Annotated in this window: 14 protein-coding genes; 8 read left to right on the forward strand and 6 right to left on the reverse strand. The window is 70.6% G+C overall.

Annotated elements, in window-relative coordinates; translation table 11 throughout:
• From ENSA5_RS04285 to ENSA5_RS04295, 3 genes are all read right to left on the reverse strand, one after another.
• On the reverse strand, nucleotides 1-1,371 hold a 1,371-nt coding region (locus ENSA5_RS04285), incomplete at its 3' end, for a serine/threonine-protein kinase (RefSeq protein ID WP_146155311.1).
• Nucleotides 1,372-1,455: 84 nt separating this feature from the next.
• Nucleotides 1,456-1,710 carry a hypothetical protein gene (locus tag ENSA5_RS04290; protein WP_106390272.1) on the reverse strand — a complete coding sequence of 85 codons (255 nt, stop codon included), beginning with the start codon at nucleotides 1,708-1,710 and terminating at the stop codon, nucleotides 1,456-1,458.
• Between the two features lie 9 nt (nucleotides 1,711-1,719).
• Nucleotides 1,720-2,391 carry a P-loop NTPase family protein gene (locus tag ENSA5_RS04295; protein ID WP_106390273.1) on the reverse strand — a complete coding sequence of 224 codons (672 nt, stop codon included), beginning with the start codon at nucleotides 2,389-2,391 and terminating at the stop codon, nucleotides 1,720-1,722.
• Between the two features lie 165 nt (nucleotides 2,392-2,556).
• Here ENSA5_RS04295 and ENSA5_RS04300 point away from each other — a divergent pair, with 165 nt between their 5' ends.
• From ENSA5_RS04300 to ENSA5_RS04310, 3 genes are all read left to right on the forward strand, one after another.
• The gene (locus tag ENSA5_RS04300; protein ID WP_106390274.1) at nucleotides 2,557-4,302 is read left to right on the forward strand and encodes a formate--tetrahydrofolate ligase; all 1,746 of its coding nucleotides are present in this window, start codon (nucleotides 2,557-2,559) and stop codon (nucleotides 4,300-4,302) included.
• Between the two features lie 190 nt (nucleotides 4,303-4,492).
• Nucleotides 4,493-5,107, forward strand: coding sequence for a hypothetical protein (locus ENSA5_RS04305; protein WP_106390275.1), 615 nt, complete (start codon nucleotides 4,493-4,495; stop codon nucleotides 5,105-5,107).
• Nucleotides 5,108-5,156: 49 nt separating this feature from the next.
• The gene (locus tag ENSA5_RS04310; RefSeq protein ID WP_106390276.1) at nucleotides 5,157-5,981 is read left to right on the forward strand and encodes a metallophosphoesterase; all 825 of its coding nucleotides are present in this window, start codon (nucleotides 5,157-5,159) and stop codon (nucleotides 5,979-5,981) included.
• A gap of 121 nt (nucleotides 5,982-6,102) precedes the next feature.
• Here ENSA5_RS04310 and ENSA5_RS36990 read toward each other — a convergent pair whose 3' ends face one another.
• On the reverse strand, nucleotides 6,103-8,004 hold the full coding sequence (locus ENSA5_RS36990; protein WP_181197358.1) for an IgGFc-binding protein: 1,902 nt from the start codon (nucleotides 8,002-8,004) through the stop codon (nucleotides 6,103-6,105).
• Nucleotides 8,005-8,099: 95 nt separating this feature from the next.
• On the opposite strand from ENSA5_RS36990, the gene ENSA5_RS04320 reads away from it, so the two are divergent.
• The 3 genes from ENSA5_RS04320 (at nucleotide 8,100) to cysS (ending at nucleotide 10,664) form a co-directional block, all read left to right on the forward strand.
• Nucleotides 8,100-8,297 carry a DUF4169 family protein gene (locus tag ENSA5_RS04320; RefSeq protein ID WP_106390277.1) on the forward strand — a complete coding sequence of 66 codons (198 nt, stop codon included), beginning with the start codon at nucleotides 8,100-8,102 and terminating at the stop codon, nucleotides 8,295-8,297.
• Between the two features lie 76 nt (nucleotides 8,298-8,373).
• Nucleotides 8,374-9,042, forward strand: a complete 669-nt coding sequence (locus ENSA5_RS04325; RefSeq protein WP_146155312.1) for a hypothetical protein — start codon at nucleotides 8,374-8,376, stop codon at nucleotides 9,040-9,042.
• Between the two features lie 41 nt (nucleotides 9,043-9,083).
• Nucleotides 9,084-10,664, forward strand: a complete 1,581-nt coding sequence (gene cysS / locus ENSA5_RS04330; protein WP_106390279.1) for a cysteine--tRNA ligase — start codon at nucleotides 9,084-9,086, stop codon at nucleotides 10,662-10,664.
• 923 nt (nucleotides 10,665-11,587) lie between these two features.
• Here cysS and ENSA5_RS04335 read toward each other — a convergent pair.
• On the reverse strand, nucleotides 11,588-12,367 hold the full coding sequence (locus tag ENSA5_RS04335; RefSeq protein ID WP_146155313.1) for a hypothetical protein: 780 nt from the start codon (nucleotides 12,365-12,367) through the stop codon (nucleotides 11,588-11,590).
• 328 nt (nucleotides 12,368-12,695) lie between these two features.
• Here ENSA5_RS04335 and ENSA5_RS04340 point away from each other — a divergent pair, with 328 nt between their 5' ends.
• The gene (locus ENSA5_RS04340; RefSeq protein WP_146155314.1) at nucleotides 12,696-13,568 is read left to right on the forward strand and encodes a hypothetical protein; all 873 of its coding nucleotides are present in this window, start codon (nucleotides 12,696-12,698) and stop codon (nucleotides 13,566-13,568) included.
• Nucleotides 13,534-13,899 carry a PEGA domain-containing protein gene (locus ENSA5_RS04345; RefSeq protein WP_106390282.1) on the forward strand — a complete coding sequence of 122 codons (366 nt, stop codon included), beginning with the start codon at nucleotides 13,534-13,536 and terminating at the stop codon, nucleotides 13,897-13,899. Before ENSA5_RS04340 ends, ENSA5_RS04345 begins: the two co-directional genes overlap by 35 nt.
• Nucleotides 13,900-14,059: 160 nt before the next feature.
• On the opposite strand, the gene ENSA5_RS36995 is transcribed toward ENSA5_RS04345, so the two are convergent.
• On the reverse strand, nucleotides 14,060-14,720 hold a 661-nt coding region (locus ENSA5_RS36995; RefSeq protein WP_181197359.1), incomplete at its 5' end, for a hypothetical protein.

Here is a 14,720-nt window from a genome sequence, read left to right on the forward strand (position 1 = left end):
GCCCGGGGCCGAGGCCGAGTCGTGGGGGCCGCGGGTGGGGGACGAGTCGCTGCTCGAGGCCGCCGCCGCCGAGCTCGAGGCCGCCGCCGAGCTCGAGGCCGCGTCGGCGATGTTCATCGCCTCGTAGCTGGCGCTGTAGCTCGAGGTCGTGCGCAGGTCCGCCTCTGCGCTGGCCCCGTCGATCTTGGAGTCGAGATTGGAGTCGAGATTGGAGTCGAGATTGGAGTCGAGATTGGGGTCGAGCTCGGAGTCGAGATTGGGGTCGAGCTTGGGCTTGAGCCGATGCGGCGGCGCGGGCATCGACATGCTCGCGCTGGCGTCGGGCGGGATCGCGAGGATCGCCGCTTGGATCTCGACCATCGAGTCGAAGCGCGCGCTCTTGTCCTTGGCGATCGCGCGGAACACCACCGACTCGACGTCGGGCGGGACCGAGAGGCCGGGCACCACCTCGGCGAAGCGCGGCGGGAGCTCGTAGAGCTGGGCCCGGAGCGCGGCGGTCCCGGACTTGTCGGGGAAGGGGCGGCAGCCGGACAGCAGGAAGTAGAGCAGGCAGCCGAGCCCGTAGACGTCGGTCCGGGCGTCGACGTCTTCGCCGAGGACCTGCTCGGGGCTCATGTAGGCCGGGGTCCCCTGGACGAAGCCGGTCTCGGTCAGCCTGGGCACCCTCGCGTCGAGCTGCTTGGCGATGCCGAAGTCGATCAGCTTGGTCGACGACCCGCGCGGCGGCGGGGACTCGAGCAGGATCACGTTGCTGGGCTTGAGGTCGCGGTGGATGACGCCGGTCGCGTGGGTGTGGGCGAGGGCGTCGGCGACCTCGAGCGCGATGTTGCGGACCAGGGCCCACGACAGCGGCCCGGCCCGGCGGACCCGGGCCGACAGGGTCTCGCCGTGGATCAGCTCCATCACGAAGTAGGGCACGCCCTGGACGGTCTCGCCGAAGTCGAGCACGTCGACGACCCCGGTGTGTCGGATCGCGGCGATCGTCCGGGCCTCGAGCTTGAAGCGCTGGCCGCCGGCTTGGTTGGTCAGGAATTTGATTGCGACGTCGCGCGCGAGCTGGACGTGGCGCGCGCGCCAGACCTCGCCCATCCCGCCCGAGCCGATCTGGCCGATCAGCTGGTAGCGCCGGTCGAGGAGCTCGTCGCGCGGCTGCTCGCGGCGCAGCGCCTTGCGGTTGACGGTCGGATCGTCGTCGTTGACCGTGTCCGAGTCTGGGCGGGTGCCACGGACGAGCGCAGGTCGAGCGATCGTGGGGTCGTCGTCGCCGGGCTCGGGCCGATGAAGGCGGGGCCGCTGCGAGACCGTGGGATCGTCGTCGTCGTCGCTGCTGCTGCCGCTGCCGCTGCCGCTGCCGTCGGGATACCAGGTCACGGGTGCGTCTCTCGCCGGCCTCAGTGGACCACGAAGCCAAGGACCCCAGCCAGGATAAAATTTACTGAGGCTGGGCGCGTGGGCTCAACGTGGATCCTCGGTGCAGATGACCTTCTCGTGCATGCGCGAGCAGAACCACTTTTGCTCGACGGCGTCGCTTTGGGCGAGGCAGGTCGCGGTCCATGAGCTCGGGCCCTCCATCGGTTGGTTGGCCTCGCTGATCTCGATCTGCTCGGCGGGACAGGCCGTCGGCTCGGCGCTCATCTGGGCGAGCCTGGCGGGGGAGCACGCGAGGCTCGAGAGCAGGAGCGCGGTCAGGACGATGGGACGGTGACGCACCGCGGGAGTTTACAGCAAGCCCCAGGGCCCGCGTACGAGCATCGGCGCCGGTTCGAGCGGACCGCCGGACTTGTTCTTGAGGACCTCGTGGCGGATCAGGAAGCGACCCGTCCGCGGCGTGAAGCCCGGCGGATCGTCTTCGTTGCGGGTGCGCTCGACGTGCGAGGCCACGCGCATGCCGACGAGCGGGCCGAGGGAGGGGAGGTCTGCGCGGGTGTCTTTGCGCAGGAGCAAGATCCGGGCCTCGTGCTGGCGCGCGAGGCCCAGCAGCCGCCCCTGCCAGGCCCCTCCGGCCTGGGGCTCGGCGCGACAAAAGTCGAGGACGACCAGGCCGAAGCCGCCCGAGCGCAGGAGCAGCTCGGCCGCACGACACTGCCCGGCGGGCCCAGACATGTTGCCAGAGTCGGGGATGTGCACGACGATCAGCGCCTCGACGTCGATCCCTGCGGCGGCGAGATCGGGCGGGTAGAGATCGCCGCGCGCGGGCTGGATCCACGCGGCGGTGTCGCCTTCGTGTTGGACGTGGGCCAGGATCGAGGCCGCCGTGGTCACCTGCGCCTCGCCGCACAGCTCGACGATGCGCCCGGGCGCGGCGAGCTCGGCGAGCGGGCGGAGCTCGTCGCGTGGGTCGGGTCGCGCAGGATCAGGGAGGGAGATGAGCTCGAGTGCGGTCACGGACATCCTCGTCGAGCTGAATGATAGTTCAGTGCCGGGGGCGATGCTCGATCCAGACCAGACAGGCTCAGCTGGCGCTCGAGCGCCAGTTTCACGGCCGACCGTGCCGGTGGTTGGGTCGGCCAAGAACCCGCTTGTCAGCGCGGCCCTCGCCGTCGGACCGTAGGGTCCATGGCCGAGCTGCCCCCGCTGTCGCCGCTGCCCGAGCTCCCCCCCGACGCCGCGATCGCGCAGTCGACCGAGCTCGCCCACATCACCACGATCGGCGAGCGCCTCGGCCTGAGCGCCGACGAGCTCGAGCCCTACGGCCGCCACAAGGCCAAGGTGTCCCTCGCCGTCGTCGATCGCCGCCGCGAGGAGCGTCCCCGGGGCAAGCTGGTCCTGGTCACGGCGATGACGGCCACGCGCTTCGGCGACGGCAAGACCGTGACCTCGATCAGCCTCGCCCAGGGCTTCGGCAAGCTCGGGGTCTCGCACTGCCTCGCGCTGCGCGAGCCCTCGCTCGGGCCGACCTTCGGGATCAAGGGCGGCGCCGCGGGGGGCGGGCGCTCGCAGGTCCTGCCGATGGAGGACATCAACATGCACTTCACCGGTGATCTGCACGCGGTGACCTCGGCCAACAACCTGCTCGCGGCGGCCGTCGACAACCGGGTCTTCTACCAAGAGAAGGCGATCCGGCGGGGCAAGGCCGAGGCCAAGCCGAGCGACGTCGACCCCGAGCGCATCGTCTGGCGCCGGGCCCTCGACATCTGCGATCGCCAGCTGCGTCACTGCGACATCGGCCTCGGCAAGAAGTCCGACGGCTTCCCCCACCGCTCGGGCTTCGACATCACCGCGGCCTCGGAGATCATGGCCGTGCTCGCCCTGGCCAAGGATCGCGCGGATCTCCGGGCCCGGCTCGAGCGCATGGTCGTGGCCTGGACCCGCGACGGTCAGCCGGTCCGCGCGGGCGCGCTCGGCTGCATTGGCGCGCTCGAGGTCCTGCTCCACGACGCGCTCGCGCCCAACTTGGTCCAGACGATCGAGCAGACCCCGGCGCTGATCCACTGCGGGCCCTTCGCCAACATCGCCCACGGCTGCAACAGCGTGGTCGCGACGGAGCTGGCCATGCGCAGCGCCGAGTGGACCGTGACCGAGGCCGGGTTCGCGGCCGACCTCGGGGCCGAGAAGTTCCTCGACATCAAGTGTCGGCAGCTCGGGACCTTCCCGGCCGCGGCCGTGCTCGTCGTGACCTGTCGCGCGCTCAAGCTCCACGGCGGCGTCGCCCTGGCCGAGCTCGGCGAGGAGAACGTCGAGGCGCTGACCGAGGGCTTCGCCAACGTCCGGACCCACCTCGCCAACCTCCGCGACGTCTACGGGGTCCCGGTCGTCGTCGCGATCAACCGCTTCGGCTTCGACACCACCGCCGAGCTCCAGGCCGTCGTCGATCTCGTCGAGGGCGAGGGCGCGGGCTGGGCGATCTCCGACGGCTTTGGCCGCGGGGGCGAGGGCGGGGTCGAGCTGGCCCGGGCCGTGATGGCCGCGGGCGCCGAGGGCAACCGCCCGCTCAACCCCAGCTACGCCCTCGACGTCTCGCTGCGCGAGAAGGTCGAGACCCTCGCGCGCCGGATCTACCGGGCCGAGGGCGTCGACTGGAGCGAGGAGGCCGAGGCCGACCTCGCCCAGATCATCGCGGCGGGCGGCGACGAGCTGCCGATCTGCGTGGCCAAGACCCAGCACTCGCTGTCCGACGATCCCAACCTGCGCGGGGCCCCGACCGGCTGGCGGCTGCGCGTCGGCGGGCTCAAGCTCAGCGCCGGGGCCGGGTTCGTAGTCGTGCGGACCGGGGATCTGATGCTGATGCCGGGCATGCCCAAGAAGTCGGCGGCCCAGAACATCGGGCTCGACGACAGCGGCAACATCGTCGGGCTGTCCTGATCGCCGCGCTTCGATGTTCGAGGGGAGCCTGGCCTCATCCTCGCTCCCGTCCTCGCTCCCAGACTCCCGGTCTGGGTCGGGCCGCCGCCCGAGCGGTCGGCGTCTCGGCGCCCCCGCGCTGGGGTTTTGATCCCCTGGTCAGCCTGCGGCTCCAGCACTCGAGGGGCGAAAAGGGTCTATGATTGGGTCGATGTCCGATCGACCTTCAAGCAGCTCTGGGTCGTTCAGCGCGACGTCGCTGGCCGCAGATCTTCAGGAGGTCAAGGGCCTCGTGTTCGAGGCCGCGCGCGACTACATGATCGGCAAGTACGGCAACAAGCAGTGGGACGAGCTCATGCACAAGCTCCCGCGCCAGACCATCGAGGTGCTCGAGAGCCCCGAGATCACCCAGTGGTACGCGGAGTCGGAGATGCGCCGCTTCGCCCACGTCGTGTTCGAGACGATCTGCGGCGAGGACGAGTATCAGTTTCAGGAGCTGACTCGCAACGTCGCGCTCGCGGCCATTCACCGGTTCTTGCGCATGATCCCCGACCTCGCCTCGGGCCGCTTCGTGCTCCGCAACATCCCGACCTTCTTCGGGCGGATCCGCCGAGGGGTGGCGACGGTGCGGGTCGAGACCGACGAGGACGGTCGCGTGCTGATCCACTACTCGGACTACCGCTACTGCCGAGACCGCCTGTACCGGCTGATGGCGCTGGGCTCCTGCGAGGCGGCGGCCTACGCCGCGACCGACAAGCTGCCCGCGGCGAAGGTCGAGACCTGGGATCGCTCGTCGATGACCCTGGCGTTCACGCTCGACGAGTAGCTCTTGGTCTTGGCGTCAGGTCGAGGAGGCTTCAGGTTAGGCTGCGACCGTGGATCTTCGGCCCTACCTCACGCGGCGCAACCTCCTGCGGGGGCTCGGCGCCGCGAGCTTGCTGACCGCCGTCGACGCCCTGGCGATCGAGCCGCGCTGGCTCGCGGTCAGCGAGCATGAGCTCGCGCTCGACGGGCTGCCGCACGCGCTCGACGGGTTCACGATCGTGCAGATCACCGACGCGCACCTGAGCTCGCTCGGCGCCGTCGAGTCGGCGATCGTCGACGCCGTCGCGCGCGTCGATCCGCAGCTCGTGGTCCTGACCGGCGACCTGATCGACGATCTCGCCCACGGCCCCGTGCTCGAGGAGCTGTGCGCGGAGCTGGCCCGCGGTGGGGCGCGGGTGCTCGCGACCTTGGGCAACTGGGAGCACTGGGGGAACATCGAGCCCTCGCGGCTGGCCAAGCTCTACGCGCGCAGCGGCGCGACCCTGGTCATCGATGCGTGGGAGCCCTGGCAGCCCGGCGACGGCGGCCTCGCGATCTATGCGACCGACGACTCGACCGGCGGCAGCCCGCGCCCGCTGCAGCCAGGCTCCGGCGCGCCCGTCGAGCTGCTGCTGACCCACAGCCCCGCGCTCGTCGACGAGGCGGCGCCAGCGGGGCGCTTTGACCTGTGCCTCGCGGGGCACACCCACGGCGGCCAGATCACCGCCGCCGGGCTCGCGCCCGTGCTCCCGCCGGGCAGCGGGCGCTTCGTCGCCGGCTGGTACGAGACCGCCCTCGGTCCCCTCTACGTCAGCCGCGGGACGGGTACCAGCGTGGTGCCTGCGCGGCTGTGTTGCCGACCGGAGCTGCCGGTCATCCGCCTGCGCCGGGCCTGAGCGCCCGGGCTCCTCGCAGCCCGTGGTGCAATGCCTCGTGCCGCCTCGCTTGGCGTTTTGGCTTCGCGCCCTCGGCGAAAATTCCGGCGCGAGGCGACACGATGCATTGCACCACGGGCTGCTAGCCCTGCGGATCGATGACCAGATCGTTGATCGGCCGGATGTTCATGCCGCCGGGGTAGCCGTACGATCGGTTCTGGGTGAACTCGGTGGTCGCGGGCGTGCCCCAGCCCCAGATCCACAGGCCAAAGGGCGCGTCGCTGTCGATCTGGTGGACCCCCGTCGAGCAGCCGTTGGCCTCTTGATAGTTGCCGGTCATCAGATCGATGCGGGTCCACTCGTACTCGCCGACCGCCTGCCAGCCGTCGAGCGGTCCGTAGCAGTCGAGATCGACCGGCCAGAATTGCCCGTCCTGCTTGGCGCGGATCAGCACCAGGTTCGACTCGGGGTAGGACGGGTCGGTGTAGAACACGTAGGAGGCCAGGTACTGCTCGGGCGGCACGCTGATCACGAAGTCCGAGTCGCCGTGGCCGCCGAACCCGATCGGGTTCCAGCCCGAGCCGCTCATGTAAGTGTGGAGCATGAAGGGGTGGTCGGCGTCCTGACTGGCGACGACAAAGGCCTCCGCCGTGATGAACTCGACGACCTCGCCCTGGTCGAGGGTCGCCGGGCCGCCGACGTCGTCGGTCCAGGTCAAGGTCGTGCCGTCGACCGCACCGACGACCCGCCACACCGCGCCCTCGTTGCCGCGCGGGCGATGCATGACGCCGACGTACTCGTGGCCGAGGGCGCGCACGGGCGGGATCATCTGCTCGGCGTGGTCGGCGTAGGAGACCCCGACGGGGACCCGGAGCCCCGAGTGACCGGCCATCAGCCCGATCGGCTTGTCGGACTCGATGATGCTGCCGGTCAGCTCCGCGGGCTGGGAGAACTGGGCGTGCTCGCCCCGGTCGAGGGTGAACTCCACGAGCTCGTTCGCGGCCGCGCTCGGCAGCCCGCCCGCGCCCTCGACGGCGACGATCGGGTTCATCGTGATCGTCGTGTCATCTTGCGACGCGACGATGTTCATCGACGGCGCGCGCCCGGCCAGGTCGTACTTGTAGGCGTCGGCGCCGACGTAGTTGGTGTCCCACGCGCTGGTCGGGATCAGCAGCGAGGCCCCCGCAACCGCCGCGCCGACGCCCGCGCCGTAGGGGTTGATCTGGTAGGCGACCGCGGGCAGGTCGGTCGAGATCAAGAACGAGGTGCCCTTGCCCGTGCCGACGACCCGAGCGTCTTGGGCCACGGCAGGCACGATCGGGCAGGGGACCCCGCTGCCGTTCGGTGACGGGCCGTTGAGCAGCAAGACCGCGACCTCCCCGGGCGCGAGGCCGTCGTCGGCGTCGTAGGGCGCGAGGGTCAGGTTGGGCCCGAAGCCGAGCGGGACCCGGGTGTAGGCCTCGATGTCGAGGGGCTGGCCGTCGTACTCGAGCGTGATGTGGAGGTAATCGTTCCAGGTGTTGGCCACGTAGGCCGCGAAGCAGGTGTCGTCGCCGGAGCTGTTGTCCATCTCAGTCGCGAAGTACTCGCAGCCGATCGAGGACTTGTTGTTGACCATCGCCTCGCACGCGGGCGAGCAGGTCCAGTTCGAGCTGTCGCAGGCCTCGTCGGGCGCGCAGGCCTCGATCACGTTGCCGCCGCAGTCGAGGACCTCGTGGAGGTCGGCCGAGCACTGCTGGCAGCCGGGGTCGGACATGTCGAGGGTGTTCTCGATGTCGAATTTCAGGCCGCCGTCGTCGCCATCGCCGTCGCCATCGCCGTCGCCGGGGTCGCCGTCGCCGGGGTCGCCGTCGCCGTCGCCGGGGTCGCCGTCGCCGGGGTCGCCGTCGCCGTCGCCGGGGTCACCGTCGCCGGGGTCACCGTCGCCGATCCCGCTGGTCTCGCCGGGCGTGCCTGCGCTCGAGCCCGGGTCTTCGGGCGCGCACGCGAGCAGCGCGGCGAGCAGGGTGATCGAGGAGGAGGGGATCAAATTGAGTCGTGTCATGTCACACCGGCCGCCGCGCGGTTCGCCGAGTCTACCAGCGCGCGCGCCCGCGCCCGCGCCCGAGACTCTTCATATCCCTGCTAGAATCCGGAGCGATGGCCGACGTCGTCAACCTCAACCGCTTCCGCAAGCGCAAGCGCAGCGAGACCGAGCGGCAGCAGGCCGAGCGCAACCGGGTCGCGCACGGGCGGACCAAGGCCGAGAAGCAGGCCGCGAGGCGCGAGCGCGAGCGGGCCGAGCAGGCCCACGATGGCCACGCGCGCGAGCGCGGCGACGAGCCCAAAGACTGCTAGCAGCCTGCGAGGCCCCGCTGGCCTGGGCCGGCGCCCACGCGTGGCATGCCCGAGCCCGACGTGCCATCGTCGGGCCGTGCTCCGCCGCGGATCATCCCTGCTGCTGCTCGCGTCCTTGCTGCTCGTCGCGCCCGCGCTCGGCTGCGCGGGCGCCCAGGCCTACGTCGAGTGGCGCCCGGGCCTGAGCGCGATCGACTTCGACGGGACCTTCGAATTCTCGCTCGACGAGTACGACGCGTTCGCCGACGAGGCCACGGCCAACACCTTGTTCGATCGCCACCACGGGGTCTCGCGGTCCGACGCGTCGACGGTCATGGCCGAGCTCGGCTCGCGGCTCACGAGCGCGGCGGTCGTCGATCCGCGGGGCTACTCGATCGTTCGGCTCGGCGGCGACGGCAGCGTGAACCTCCAAGCCGACGGAGGCCGCGAGCTCGGCGGGACCGTCGACTGGTTCGCCGCGACGGCAGATCGCTCCCATGGTGCGCTCCTGAGCGGGACCAAGCTGGCCGTGGTCGTCGGTCAAGCCTCGGCTGGCATCGACCTCAGCACGCTGCTCGGCGGCGCGGTCGGGGGCTTTCGCTTCATGATGCTGGCCGACGAGGGCGAGCTGAGCGTGTTCGCGCTGCCGCAGGTCGGCGGAGCCGTGACCGCCTACGAGCCCGGCTTCTTGTTCTCGTTTCGGCACCGGCCGGGCGCGCGCCAGGCCTGGGACATCACGGTCGCGCGGGTCTCGATCACGATGTGAGCCCGTGCCTGGCCACCGGGTTTCACGTATAACCTCCCCCCGTGGCGCTCAACGTCTACAACACCCGCACCAAGCGCAAGGAGCCCTTCGTCCCGGCTCACCCGAAGGTCGTCCGCATCTACACCTGCGGCCTGACGGTGTACTCGGCCATGCACATCGGGCACGCGCGGACCTACTGCTTCTGGGACGTGTTTCGCCGCTGGCTCGAGTACCGCGGCTTCCACGTCATCAGCGTCATCAACTACACCGACATCGACGATCGCATCATCGCCAACGCCGCCGCCGGCGGGACCGGGATGCTCGACCACGCCGAGCAGGTCATCGCCAGCTTTCGTGCAGACTGCCGCGCCCTCGCGATCAAAGACTACGCCGCCTACACCCGCGCGACCGACTTCGTCGCCGAGCAGATCGAGGCCGTCCAGGCGCTGATCGACAAGGGCAAGGCCTACGTCGTCGACGGCGAGGTCCTCTATGACGTGCGCAGCTTCGAGCGCTACGGCGAGCTCTCGGGCCGGACGATCGATAGCCTTCAAGAGGGCGCGAGCGGCCGGACCGACGCGACCGAGCGCCAGCGCAAGCGCTTCTTCGCCGACTTCACCCTGTGGAAGCCGAGCAAGGCCGGCGAGCCGAGCTGGGACACGGGCAAGGAGGCGTGGCCGAGCGGGCGACCGGGCTGGCACATCGAGTGCTCGGTCATGTCGACCTCGACCCTCGGCCAGCACTTCGACGTCCACGGCGGCGGGATCGACAACCTGTTCCCGCACCACGAAAACGAGATCGCCCAGGCCGAGCCGCTGTGCGGGCACCCCTGGGTCGGCTACTGGATGCACCCCGCGCACCTTCAGCTGCTCGACGAGGACGGCAAGCCGATCAAGATGAGCAAGTCGCTCGGCAACGTGATCTCGATCCCCGAGCTGCGCGAGCACCACAGCGCCGATCAGATCCGGTGGTTCTTCGGCGTGACCCACTACCGCTCGTCGCTGGCCTTCAACTGGCAGCTCGTCAGCGAGGCCAGCAAGGGCTTCGACAAGGTCAAGCGCGCGGTCACGACCCTCGAGCAGCGCCTCGAGCAGGCCCCCGACGAGGACCTGAAGATCCCCGTCCAGGGCAGCTACGCCAGCTTGCGCGGCGCCGACCAGGCGATCCCGCGCGAGCGCGAGAGCTTCGTCTACGGCCAGTACGGCGAGGCCTCGGCCCGCTTCATCGAGCGCTTCATCGCGGGCATGGACGACGACATGGGCACGCCCAAGGCGACCGCCGCCGTGTTCGACTACGTCGGCGAGCTGTTCGCCGGCGGCATCGAGGCCAGCGACGACGTCCCGAGCCTGCTCGCGGCCTACCGCTGCCTGACCCGCCACCTGTGGGTCCTCGGCGCCGAGCTACCCAACGCGCGCCTCTACCCCGAGCTCGCCGTCGAGTGCGTCGGCGGGGCCGAGCGAGACAACGCAGGTGGTGGCCGCGAGGCCGCGCTCGCGGGCGTGATCGACAAGCTCCTCGAGCTGCGCCAGGAGGCGCGCAAGGCCAAGGACTTCGCGAAGTCGGATCAGATCCGCGACCTATTGAAAGACGCAGGCGTCGCCGTCGAAGACACCCCCAAAGGCCCACGCTGGGAGGTTTCTTGATCCCCCCCCGGCCAGCCTGCACTTTGCCACGCACGGCCGCTGCGCGGCCGGTCGCGGACTCGCTTCGCTCGCCCGCTCGGTGGGCTGTGATGAGCTTCGCAGTGGTATGCGTGGCCCCCCTGAGGGGGGCTTTTTGATCCCCCTATCTGGCTGGATGCGGCGACCGGGCTGAATTCACGCCGCCAGATGCGTCGGGGGCGTCGAGGGCCGCCGCGCGCTTGGGACTCGACTGAGCGCGTAGGTGGGGCAGACCTCGATCGGGTCCGAGTCGACCTCGACCCCGGATGGAGCGAGCCAAGAAAATCGCGACCGGACCGCCCCGCTCGGTGACCCGACGTCGAATTTTCCGCAGGTCGACCAAGGGCTCGGGTCAGCCTGGGTCAATTATTGGGGGACTCGACCCGCGCAGCGGGTCTGGCAGGGGAGATTTCGCGCGGGTCGAGTGGCCGGCGGGCGGGGCCGGGCTCGAATTTCGAGCAGGTCGACCCCCCCACAAATTGCCCTCGGGGCGAATTTGGGCCAGGTCGACCTCCAGAAAATTTGCCTCGGCCCGGCGTTCGCGGAGGTCGAGTCGCTGCCGCGCTTCATCCGCGCCGAAATTCGGGGGGGTCGAGTCGCTCGGACGCTCGCCGGACGCAAATTCGGAGGGGGTCGAGTCGCTCGGACGCTCGCCGGACGCAAATTCGGAGGGGGTCGAGTCGCTCGGACGCTCGCCGGACGCAAATTCAGAGGGGGTCGAGTCGCTCGGACGCTCGCCGGACGCAAATTCGGAGGGGGTCGAGTCGCAGCGACGGTGCGTGGGCCCAACCTCGGCCGGCGGTCGTGTCCGATCCAGCCGAGGCCACGCCGGAGCGTGGCTCCGCGCGGTCGTGGTCACACGCGCGGCTCTCGTGGGCGGAGGCGGTGCTCGTCACCGCGGGCTGCTAGGACAGCTCGGCTTGCTTCGAGAGCGCGCAGGCGTCGATCAGGTCGCCGAGCTTGAGCCCCTGGGGGATCCCGAGCTCGGCGATCTCGTTCCAGACCGGGAGCAGCTCGTCGTCGCGCTCTTTGCGGTCGAGCAGCTCGTGCAGGGCAGCGACGGCGGCGCGACGGCTGCCGCGCTCGAGGGCGTCCCAGAGGGCCGAGGCGACGGGATCCTCGCTCGGGCGCGTCGCGGTTGGGGTGTGCGCGAGCCAGGACTTGTTGGCCTCGAGCTTCACGACCTTGCGCAGGGGCGTGGGCGGCGACGGGGCGGGATCCGGCTCGCTGCGCACGATGACCGGACGCGGGCGCTCGATGACGACCGGGCCCGGGCCCTCGCGACGCCAGCGGCGGCGGCCCTCCCAGCGATCGGCGGCGGGCTCGCGATCCGGCATCTGGACCTCGCCCGTTGCGACCTTGGCCTGCAAGGCCTGCCCGCGCTGGAGGATCTCCTCGCCGTGGCCCTTGGGCAGCACGGTGACGACGGTGTCCTCTTTGATGATGGCGTAGAGGACTTCGCCAAACTCGTCGACGGGAATCAGCACCTGGGGCTCGCCGAGCATCGCGTCGAGGGTCCGCACGGCCTTGCCGCCGTCCTCCGCCTTGCCTAGCGCCGCATCCAGCCGGTCACGCAACGCCTCGTCGTCGAGGTCGTCCATCGTGGGGACCAGCTCGCGCAGTCGTTGAACGGCGCGATGGGTGATGCTGTAGCGTCGATGTCCAGGGAACGGACCACGCAACATGGCGCGGGATGTAGCTCAGACCGGCACCAAACACCAGGGCCGACCCTCGCGGGGCGAGTAAATTAAACAGCCGTGCCCGCGTGACGCCCAACCGCTTCGTTCTGGCGAGTCGAGTAGCCACCTGAGGGTGACAAGCCGGGAATTTGGCGATTTGTTGCCAAGGCGTGGGCAAAGGCGCACCCTCGCGACCATGTGGCGGCGGCCTCGCCCGTGTTCGCTCGTGTCGAATTCAACGCAAGGATCTCGTTTGTCTGCGCTTGCGGTCGCGAGTTTGCTGGCGATCGTCTCGGCTCCCGCCAAGGCGGCGCCGATCGAGGCCAGCGGCACCGTGAGCGCCAAAGCCGGTAAAGATGGCCGAGCCCGTGATCGGGCGATCTCCAAGGCCCGCGAGGCGGCGCTCGAGCAGGCCATCGCAACGATCCAGCTCCCAACCGACCCGGCCGCGATCGCGCAGGTGCTTGGGCGCGCCGAGGCCTGGACCGCGGCCTATCGGGTGCTCGAGGTCGTCGAGGCCGCGGGCAGCATCGAGGTCCGGGTCGAGGCCGAGATCGACATCCCCCGGCTGCGCAAACGGATCGCGGGTACCGGCGCGGCGGGCACGAGTCCAACGGGCTTCCGCTTCGACGAGCTCGTCGCCAAGGGCTGCGGGTCGATCGACGAGGCGACGATGACCGAGCCCCTGCGCGCCTACGGGATCGTGGCCGACGACGGCGACGCGAGCTTGTCGCTGACGATCACGTGCAAGGATCGCGGCGCGGTGACCCACACCCACGTGCGCGCGGCCGCGGTCGAGATCGTTGCGACGACCGAGGGCGCCGTCGAGCTCGAGGCCAGGGTTGCGACCCAGGGCTTCGCCGAAGACATCGACAGCGCCACGCGCGTGGCGCTCGATCGAGGGATCGGCGAGCTCGCCGACGAGCTCGCCGTCGAGGCCCGCGGCGATCTCGAGCTGCGCATCGAGCAGCCCTGGCCGGCGGCGCGGGTCGGGACCCTCGAGCGATCTCTGCGCGAGGCCGTGATCGGTGTCGACGCCGTCGAGCTCGCCGGGATCGCGGCCGACGGCAGCGCGATCTTGCGGGTCGACGGCCGCGTCGAGGCCAAGCAGCTCGCCCGCTCGCTCCAAGACCTGAGCTTTCCGGGCTTGCGCCTGGTAGGCTTGCGCATCGATGGCGCCCATGCCCTCCGAGTACGGATGCAGTAGCGATCGCCGGCCAGCGCGGGCAGCGGGTCGGTCCGCGGTCCTGCTGGCCTTCGCGCTGGCCCTTGGCTGCGCCCACGGCCCGGGCGCTCGCGCGGCGCCGACGAGCTTGCTCGAGATCGCCTCGGTCACGACCGACGCAGACGTGTGGGTGGACGGTCAGTACATTGGCCAGGTCGCGGCGGTCTCGGGTCAGCTTCGTCTGGCGCCGGGGGTGCACCGAGTCGAGGTTCGCAAGCCGGGTCACTTTCCAGTCCAGCGCACGGTACGCGTCGAGAAGCACGGCGGCGGGTCGGTGGTCGTCGAGGCCGAGCTGCTCACCGATCCACGTTAGTGGGGGGTTAGCGGGGGGCGGCGGGGTCGCCCGGCCGAGGATGACGGGGCCCACTTCGATCTCTCCAGCTCCGAGGGCCAGGCCTGGGTGAGCTCGCAGATCGTCGCGGCGCCCGAGGGCGCTAGCAGCCCGGGGTGCTAGCAGCCCGGGGTGCTAGCCCTCAAAAGCGGAAGTTGTAGCCGGCGCCCGCCCACAGCTGGAACTGCCACCGCCGGCGGATGCCGAGGCTCGTCCACGGGGTGTCGTCGTTCTGGCAGGTGGCGCCGGACGGGCCGTCGCCGAAGATCGCGAAGCCCGGCTGGACCAGCAAGGCGATCATGCCGCGGCGGCGCGAGCCGAGGAGGATGCCGAGATCGAAGCGCGGGCTCAGCAGCGCGCCGCTGCGGCTCGCGACCTGGACGCCACCGTCGAGGCTGCACAGCGGCGGCGGCACGTCGGCGCGCGTGCTGAGGGTCTGTCCGGTCAGCGCGACCACGCTGCCCAGGCCGATCTGGGCCGCCTCGCGCCCGACGACCCAGGTCTGCTGGCCGAGCAGACCGACGCTGTAGCCGAACAGCGACAGGCCATCCGGACCCAGCGTCGCCCCGACGTAGGCCGAGGTGTGCGCCGCGAGCAAGAAGCGTCGGCGCGGGCCGAGGAAGCCGCCGCCGTGGATGTCGAGGGCCAGGAGCCCGGGCGCGTCGACGAGCTCGGCGGCGCGCATGGTCGGGCTGAACCCTCCGAGCAAGGACAGACCGAAGCGGCGCTCAACGACGATCCGAGCGGCGAGCTCGAGACCGGTCAAGACCCGCCCGGCGACTCCCCCCTGACTGCGCCCGAGC

Source organism: Enhygromyxa salina, from assembly GCF_002994615.1.
In the GTDB taxonomy this organism is placed as follows: Bacteria; Myxococcota_A; Polyangia; order Nannocystales; family Nannocystaceae; genus Plesiocystis; species Plesiocystis salina_A.

Excerpts from the sequence above, each read along its gene's own strand:
- ENSA5_RS04305 (WP_106390275.1), top strand. The coding sequence starts at position 4,493 with ATGTCCGATCGACCTTCAAGCAGCTCTGGGTCGTTCAGCGCGACGTCG.
- ENSA5_RS36990 (WP_181197358.1), bottom strand. The coding sequence starts at position 8,004 with ATGACACGACTCAATTTGATCCCCTCCTCCTCGATCACCCTGCTCGCC.
- ENSA5_RS04335 (WP_146155313.1), bottom strand. The coding sequence starts at position 12,367 with ATGTTGCGTGGTCCGTTCCCTGGACATCGACGCTACAGCATCACCCAT.
- ENSA5_RS04295 (WP_106390273.1), bottom strand. The coding sequence starts at position 2,391 with ATGTCCGTGACCGCACTCGAGCTCATCTCCCTCCCTGATCCTGCGCGA.
- ENSA5_RS04345 (WP_106390282.1), top strand. The coding sequence starts at position 13,534 with ATGGCGCCCATGCCCTCCGAGTACGGATGCAGTAGCGATCGCCGGCCA.
- ENSA5_RS04300 (WP_106390274.1), top strand. The coding sequence starts at position 2,557 with ATGGCCGAGCTGCCCCCGCTGTCGCCGCTGCCCGAGCTCCCCCCCGAC.
- ENSA5_RS04320 (WP_106390277.1), top strand. The coding sequence starts at position 8,100 with ATGGCCGACGTCGTCAACCTCAACCGCTTCCGCAAGCGCAAGCGCAGC.